Origin of the sequence: Frankia sp. AgKG'84/4 (assembly GCF_023242965.2) — a bacterium.
Lineage (GTDB): Bacteria > Actinomycetota > Actinomycetes > Frankiales > Frankiaceae > Frankia.
In genome coordinates, this window is sequence record NZ_JALKFU020000238.1 from 1 (window position 1) to 7,721 (window position 7,721).

7 protein-coding genes are annotated in these 7,721 nt (G+C 71.7%); 2 read left to right on the top strand and 5 right to left on the bottom strand.

All coding sequences use genetic code 11. The features are described 5' to 3' along the window. Positions 1-137: 137 nt before the first annotated feature. Both MXD58_RS15425 and MXD58_RS15430 read left to right on the top strand, forming a co-directional pair. The gene (locus MXD58_RS15425) at positions 138-380 is read left to right on the top strand and encodes a hypothetical protein (protein ID WP_248841094.1); all 243 of its coding nucleotides are present in this window, start codon (positions 138-140) and stop codon (positions 378-380) included. A gap of 184 nt (positions 381-564) precedes the next feature. Then, positions 565-1,317, top strand: coding sequence for a dienelactone hydrolase family protein (locus MXD58_RS15430; protein ID WP_248841093.1), 753 nt, complete (start codon positions 565-567; stop codon positions 1,315-1,317). Here MXD58_RS15430 and tcmP read toward each other — a convergent pair. The 5 genes from tcmP to MXD58_RS15455 all read right to left on the bottom strand — a co-directional run. Then, positions 1,248-2,270, bottom strand: a complete 1,023-nt coding sequence (gene tcmP, locus MXD58_RS15435; RefSeq protein WP_248841091.1) for a three-Cys-motif partner protein TcmP — start codon at positions 2,268-2,270, stop codon at positions 1,248-1,250. The genes MXD58_RS15430 and tcmP overlap by 70 nt on opposite strands. 86 nt (positions 2,271-2,356) lie before the next feature. After that, positions 2,357-3,106, bottom strand: coding sequence for a DUF5131 family protein (locus MXD58_RS15440; protein WP_248841088.1), 750 nt, complete (start codon positions 3,104-3,106; stop codon positions 2,357-2,359). Positions 3,107-3,239: 133 nt separating this feature from the next. Beyond that, the gene (locus tag MXD58_RS15445) at positions 3,240-5,579 is read right to left on the bottom strand and encodes an Hsp70 family protein (RefSeq protein ID WP_248841086.1); all 2,340 of its coding nucleotides are present in this window, start codon (positions 5,577-5,579) and stop codon (positions 3,240-3,242) included. A 404-nt stretch (positions 5,580-5,983) separates the two neighbouring features. Next, positions 5,984-6,574: a hypothetical protein gene (locus tag MXD58_RS15450; protein WP_248841085.1), complete on the bottom strand. Its 591-nt coding sequence runs from the start codon at positions 6,572-6,574 to the stop codon at positions 5,984-5,986. A gap of 70 nt (positions 6,575-6,644) precedes the next feature. Next, the coding region (locus MXD58_RS15455; RefSeq protein WP_250609442.1) for a response regulator at positions 6,645-7,721 on the bottom strand (1,077 nt) is incomplete at its 5' end.

Consider the following 7,721-nt stretch of genomic DNA (forward strand, 5'->3'; position numbering starts at 1 on the left):
GATATTCAGGCCGCATAATAGCGAAAGACGCAGAGCGGAACGCGAACCGATCTACACCACTCCACGGGGCATTATCGGTCCGGGGGAGCCAGTACACCGCCGCTGTCCCTGCGACGAACTACCAGGTCACCGGCACTGTGTTGGCGGCCAGCGACCCGAGCTGGGCGCTCACCGAACTGGAACCGACGGTCGAGGACCTCGACCGGGCCGAAGGCCTGGTGCACCGCACCCCCGCCGGCTGGGAACTCGTCCAGGTCGGCACCTACGAGGTCGGTTGCGGCGTCGCCCCCAGCGCGGTGCTCGACGACTTCGGCCTGCAGTGCCCGCCGCCGGACGGGGCGAGCACCGCTCCTGCCGCGGACGACGCACAGCCGGTCTGACGCAGGGCGGGCACTCCGCGAGCCTCAGCACCTTCAACGCCCCCGTCGATCGGGGGCGTTGCCCGTTTGCGGCCCCCGCCGCGCTCATCCGGGTGCCCGCCGGAGGATGCTTGTTCCGTCAGCGGTTCTCCTCGGGCGAGGACGAGGGCGAGGACCCGGGAGCAGCGAGCGGGAGGCGTAGCGCATGCCAGTCACCGAACTCGACGTCCACACCTCCGACGGCGTGATGGATGTCCACCTCCACACCCCGCCGGCCGGCCGCGCGGACGGCGGCGCGCCGCTGCCCGTGGCGATCCTCTACCCGGACGCCGCCGGCGTTCGCCCGGCCGCCCACGAGATGGCCGAGCGCCTCGCCGCCGAAGGCTACGCGGTGGCGCTCACGAACTACTACTACCGCTACGGCCCGTTCACCTTCGACATCACCACGGCCTTCGTCGACCCGGACGAGCGTGCCCAGGTCATGGCCAGGATGGCGCAGGCCGACCCGCGGCTGGTGGTCCAGGACACCGCGGCGCTGCTCGACCTTCTCGCCACCCGCGACGACCTGCGCACCGACAAGGTCGGCGCGTACGGCTACTGCCGGGGTGGCCTCATGGCGTTCACCCTGGCGGGGGCGCTGCCGGAGCGTGTCGCTGCCGCCGCCTCCTTCCACGGCGGCGGCATCGCCACCGAGGAGCCGACCAGCCCGCACCACCGCGCCGGCGACATCCAGGCCGCGCTCTACTTCGGCATCGCCGCCGACGACCGCACCTGCACCCCGGAGCAGCAGAAACTGCTGATCGCCGCCCTCGACGCGGCCGGCGTCCGCTACGAACTGGAGCACTACGACGCCCCACACGGCTTCGCCGTCCCCGACCACGTCGGCGCCTACGACGAGGCCGCCGCCGCCCGGCACTGGGAGAAGCTCACCGAGCTGTTCGCCCGCGAACTCCGCTGAGATGGTTCTGAATTCAGGCACTGACTTGAGATCATCGGGATTGATGCGGAACGAGAGTGTCCTGGTAGACGCGCACGCCACTGGCGCGGGGGCGCACAATGCCGTCCTTCGCAAGGGCGTCCCATGCTCTGCGTATGTGTTTGTCTCGCGCCTGACCCAGGGTTCGCCCGTATATCTCTGAAATGCGATTGACCAACGGCCCCATGCCCTGTCCGGGCGCGGATCCTTTCGTGGAATGTGTCGACGACGGCGAGGGCGGCCTGGCTGGCCGCCAGCGCGGAGTCTCCGCCGCGGGTGTCAAGATAGACGTCTCGCCACCAGCTGTCTCCGAAGAAGCGGTCGAGGCGGGCGAGGATGGTTTCTTGGCCGATGTTGCGGGTTTCGAGGTCGAGGAGTCCGCCCCATCGCCGCACTAGATCGATATTGAGGTTGAGCAGCACCTCGGTCGGTGCGGTCTCGTGACGGTTGAGTATGCGCTCTACGAGCGCGTCGAAAGGCAGGGCCGTGCCGAACGGATCGAGAAACGCCAGCAGGGGAAGGCCGCGGGCCAGCTCTAGGGTCTCGTCAAGATGCTCAACGACATCGCCGTGGCGCACCCTCCACGGGGTGCCGTCCGTCGCTGCCTCCTGTAGACGTTTCGTGAGCTCCAGGTAGCTTGCGCGGTCAGCCTCGACAAAGACACTCTCGACATGCCGATCCCAGCCGGCGACGGCCCGGGCGGTCTCCAGAGCAAGTAACGGGGAGCCAGGCGTGCCGTCCTCATACCCGCCGCGGCCTGCGTATCCGTCGAGGTAGACAACACGTCGGCCTGAGCTGTCGGTACTGGTCATCGTTGTGAACACGGTGCTGTATCGCTGGACAACACCATGCTTGAGGACGGCGGCTGCCTGGCGCCGCTGGAAGAACTCGTCGTTGGCGACCGTCGCCCCCACCCCCTTGGATCCCACAGCCATGATCCGTCATGAGGTGACGAGGTTCTGGAGATTCCCAAACTTTGACAGGGGTCCAGCAGCGGGCGCGGATACCTATTGACCGGTCGTCAGGCCGCGGGGCTGGCCAGCGGCATCTCGTCCCAGACTCGTCCATCGAGGAGGCGACCCTTCGCCTTGGGAGTTCGCCCGCCCCACTGCTTGAAGAAAAAGGGAACGTCCGCGTGGTTGCACACGTCGCGGAGTTCAGCGACCCAGCTTGTCTCGATGGGACGGTGGTGCGGACCCGACTCCCCGCCTGCGATGACCCAGTCGATGCCATCTACATCGATGCCGGTCAGCGGGCCCAGGAGCGGCTCGCAGGACAGGAATTTCACAGCGGCGGGGACGTGACGGAGGTCGTCGATCCGCGACAACGCTGCGGCGTTCTCCACCGAGACACCCATCCAGAGATTGTCTGGCCACGACAGCGTGTCCGCGAGGCGGGCGAGGCGCAGGGAGCGCTTCGTAAGGACCTGGAAGGTGTGTTGGGGGGCGGCGGCGATGGTGTCGAAGACCTCCCGAACGAACGTCGCGGAGACCTGGGCGTGAAAAAGGTCGCTCATGGAGTTGACGAAAATCTGGCGGGGCGCTTTCCAGCGAAGCGGGATGGCCAGGGCATCGGGGTGCATCGTGACGCCGAAACCGGGCCCGGACGTCCGGGGATCGCCGTCTCGCTGGTACTTCGGGCTCCCCATCGTCTTCAGTCGACCAGCCAGGTTCAGCGCATAGCAATTGTCGCAACCTGTGGATACCTTGTCGCATCCGGTAGTTGGATTCCACGTGGCCTGTGTCCACTCGATCGCGCTACGGTCCGCCATGGAACACCTCCTCCGGAGTGGATCTTTTCATAGTGAGCCGCACATATGTGCGAAACGGAGGTGGCGGCGTGTCGGACGGGCGTGGTCCGGTTGCCACCTCGCGCGATCCCTGTGACTGCGCTGCGGGTGTCCGTCAGGGCGTGTAGGTGATGTCCCAGAGGCGGGCGGTCATGTCGGTGCTGGTGGTGGCGAGCAGCAGGCCGAAGGGGGCGAAGGCGCAGCTCATCACGGTGCTTTCGTGACCGGTGAGGGTGGCGATCGCGGTGCCGGTGGCGACGTCCCACAGCAGGGCGGTGTCGTCGGTGCTCGCGGTCGCGAGGAGCTGGCCGTCGGGGGAGAAGGCGCAGCTCTGCGCGGAGCCGGGCAGGGTGGCGACGGTGGTGCCGCTGGCCGTGTCGGTCAGCCGGGTGCCCTCGTTGCCGGCGGTGGCGAGCACGGCGCCGTCGGGGGAGAAGGCGCAGCCGCCGGTGAAGTTCGTGTGGCCGGGCAGGCTCATGATGATCTCGCCGACCGAGACGTCCCACAACAGGGTGGACTCGGCGCCGGCGGTGACCAGCAGCCGGCCGTCGGGGGAGAAGGCGCAGCCGTAGACGGTGCCGCGGTGACCCGCAAGGGTGGCGATGTTCTTCCCGGTCTGAGCGCCCCACAGGCGCACGGTGCGGTCGGTTCCGGTGGTCGCGACGAGGCTGCCGTCGGGGGAGAACGCGCAGCCGTAGACGGGGCCGCGGTGCCCGGTGAGGGTGAGGGTCTGCCGGCCGGCGGCGACATCCCAGATCCTGGCGGTCTTGTCACTGCCGGTGGTGACGAGGAGCTTGCCGTCGGGGGAGAACGCGCAGCCGTGGACGACCAGGCTCTTGCGGCCGGAGAGTGTCAGCGACGTGCGCCCGGTGGCGACGTCCCACAGGCGGGTGCCGTCCTTGCTGGTGGTGGCGAGCAGCGTCCCGTCGGGGGAGAAGGCGGCGGAGGTGACGTCGCGCTCGTGACCGGTCAGGGTGGCGCGGGCGGTGGCCTCGACGTGGTGGGACGGGCGGGTGCTGCGGTCGAAGCCGCGCAGGTCCGCGCCGCCCACGGAGGAGCCGCCGACCAGCGGCGCGGGACCGGAGGGCAGGGTCGTCGCGAGCCAGTCGGCGTCGCGCACCGGGGTGCCGGGGTCGGCGTGGGTGTGGATGAGGCTGCCGGGCACGTCCATGGCCAGGTCGAACAGTGAGCCGTCGGTGAGCCGGACGCGGGCGAGCACCGCGCCGGCGTCGAAGCGTTCGCCGGGCTCGACGAGCCAGCGGACCATCGTCGCCCGCCCGCCGGGGATGTCCCAGCGGGCCGGCTGCAGCACCGGGTTCGGACGGGCCGCGGTGGTGCGCCGCGTCGCCACCGACGAGGCCCAGGCGGCGGCGCCGAGCACGACGGCGAGCTCCGGGTCGACGGCGGTGTAGATCTGCTGCGCCGGCCAGTCGGTGCCGACGCCGAGGCGGCCGGTGAGGATGTCGGTGACCACCGGGATGTGCGCGCAGCCACCGACGGACAGCACGCCGCTGAGCTTGTCGGGGCTGTACCCGGCGGCCTCCAGCAGGTGCTGGCAGCACGCCATGGTGCGGGCCAGGGTGGGGGAGGCGAGCTGGGTGAACCGTTCGCGGCGCATGGCCACGAGCAGACCCGCGGGGCTGAACACGTCCTCCACCGAGGCGATGTCGCTGAGCTGGTGCTTGACCGCGCGGGCGAAGTCGAGCAGCTCGTGGCGGGTGCGGCTCGCCGTCGTCTGGTGCAGCTCGCCGATGCCCGGCGGGTTGAGCAGCGGTTCGAGCCCGGGGCCGTAGAGGCCGAGGATCTCGTCGAACAGGATCTGGTCGAGATCGCGGCCGCCGCAGTCGTGCAGCGCCGCGTGGGAGAGCATCTCGTGCCGCCCGTCGGCGCCGACGGCGACGAGCGCGCCCTCGAACGTTCCGCCGCCGAGGTCGTACACGAGCAGCAGGGAGCCGGGCTCCGGCTCGGCGCCGTCCAGCGGCGACCAGGCGGCGGCGACCGGCTCGGCGAGCAGGTCGACGTCGACGAAGCCGGCGGCCTCCGCGGCGGCGATCATCATGCGGCGCAGCGGGCCCGCCGGGTCGTAGCTGGCCGGGACGGTGACCACCGCGCGGGTCAGGGCCTGGCCGCCGGCCTGCTCCTGGGCCTCCGCCTTCAGCGCGGCGAGCACGGCGGTGACCAGCTGACGGGCCGGGTAACCACGGCCGTCGAGGGGGACGACGTAGTCACGGGCGAGGTCGCGCTTGATCTCGCCGCGGTAGGCGGCGGGCCAGATCCGCTTGCGCCGTTCGGCGAGGGTGCCGACGATCAGGTTGTCGCCGTCGGCGAACACCGAGGCAGGCCAGCTCGCGGAGCCGCTCGCCGGCTCCCGGACCAGCTCGATGCGGCCATCGACCGCGAGGGCTGCCCTGGCACTGCAGGTGCCGTAGTCGATCGCGAGGATCGGCTCCCCCACAGCACCCCCTGTCCACGTTTCCGGTGGGCAGATCGTAGCGGCGTCAGTCGGGGCAACGTCGGCACCCTCGCCAAACCAGCGAACAACGGGACGGATCGTCCATATCCCGTCGCCCCTCGTGGTGGGTCAGAGCTGGAGGTGGGTGGGCCGCCGGCCTCCCCCGAATGCCGGCGGCCCAGGAACCACACCGGTACGCCCCCGCACGACGCGGATGGGCTGTTCCCCCGAGGTCAGCCCGCCCGCGCCATCGCACGGCGTGATTCCCACGGTCATCCTGTGGGATCACCGTGGCCCGCACCATCCCCCAATCTTCGGGGGAAAACGCCGGGCGGAAGCCGTTGTCGGACGGCTTCGGCGGCGGTGGGCGGCCGGATTCCCGAGCCCGGCCGAATTTCCGCGCGTGGTCACGGGCCCGGATGGCCCGTCCGGGCCGTGCGGCGGCGGCCGTGACGCCACCGCACGGGTCGCCACCAGGGACGCCGCAGCTCGGCGGCCGTCTCAGCGAGCCGCGTGACCGCGGCGCCGGCCAGCCGCCCGAGCTCGGCGGGAAGATCGTCGGGTAGCGTCGCGTCCTCACCAGGGGTGAGGCGCAGCCGGGCCACGACCGGTCCCAGCCAGGTGATCCGCAGGACGCCCGCACGCAGGTCGTCCCGCACGACGGACGCCACCGCCCCCGGTGCGGAGTTGGACGCCGACGCCGGCTCGAGCAGGCCGCGGACCAGGGCGTCGGCCCGGCGGGCGCCGGCCAGCAGCCAGCGCTCGTCGTCGAGCCGGTACAGCGGGGCATCCGGCTGCCCCAGCCAGATCGCCTGGCCGTGACACACCGCGCCCGCGTCCGCGCCCACGTCCTCGCCCGCTGCGAAACGGGGGCTGGCCGGGGCCCTGATCAGGGTGAGGCCGGCTGGTAGCACCGCCGCGGTGAGGAAGGAGGCATCGAAGGCCGCCTGCAACCGGCCGGACCGGGACCGGCCCTCCTCCCCCTCGTCGGTGGTCATTGTGACGAGCGTCCCGGCGGCGGGCCCACGCCGGCAATCCCACGAAATGCGGGGGGTGTTCGTGCGGCGCTCAGCCGAAGCCGAGCTCCCGGGCCCAGAGAGCGGCAGCGGTACTCGGCGGGATCGTCGCCGCGGCGTCGGGATGGCTGGCGAGATATTTGACCCGCGCCGCGCGCAGATAGTCGGCGACCACACTGACCTTGACGTTCATCGCCCGGGCAGCCTCCTTGTGGGACAGCCCGCGGCAGCCGACGAGCACCATCACCTCGGCCTCGCGCGGCGAGGGCCGGTGCAGGCGCCGCCGACGGCGGGCGGCGTCGAAGACCCGCACGAGGTGGCGGTGCGCTGCCGGGGGCGGGAGGGACCACTCGGCGCACAGCTCGTCGAGGGTGTCGCCCTGGGCGAGGCCGCGCAGCAGGTTCCGCTCGCCGTCGTCGACCTCGTCGCGGGTCAGCGGCCGCCGGAACGCGTCCTCGAGCAGGAATCCGGCCAGCCGGGCGGAGACGTGGTGGCCGCCGGTGGCGACGGCGGAGGCCGCGGCGACGAACTGGTGCGCGAGCGCGGTCTTGTCGACGAAACCGGCGGCCCCCGCGGCGATCGCGTCGAGGACCTCGTCCGGCGTCGCCACCCCGGACGTCGCGAGCACCGGCAGGCCCCGGCCGCGCAGCTCGGCCACGGCGGCGGCGCCGGACAGCCCGGGCAGGTGCAGGTCACAGACGACCACGTCGGGCGTGGCCGCCGGGTCGAGGGCCGCCAGACTCGGCGCGGGCGCCAGCACCGAGAACCCGGCGCCGGCGAACCGTCCGGCCAGCGACTCCGTCGCGACCGGATGATCATCGATGATCGCCACCGAGAGTGGGCGGCGGTCCACGGCCACCCGAGCCGGGACCTCGGAGCTCACCGGGCATCCCCCGATGGCATGGCGCCGGGCATGCCGCCGTCGGACGGCGCCGGCCAGCGCAGCGGGCAGGCCGGCGGCGAGCAGCGAGCCGACGAGACCGGTCAGCACGTCGCCGGTGCCGGCGCTACCGAGCCACGCCGAGCCGGTGGTGTTCACCCAGGCGGCGCCGGCTGGTTCGACGACCAGGGTGCGGGCGCCCTTGAGCAGGACGACGGCACCGAGGCCGGCGGCGGCCCTGCGTACGGT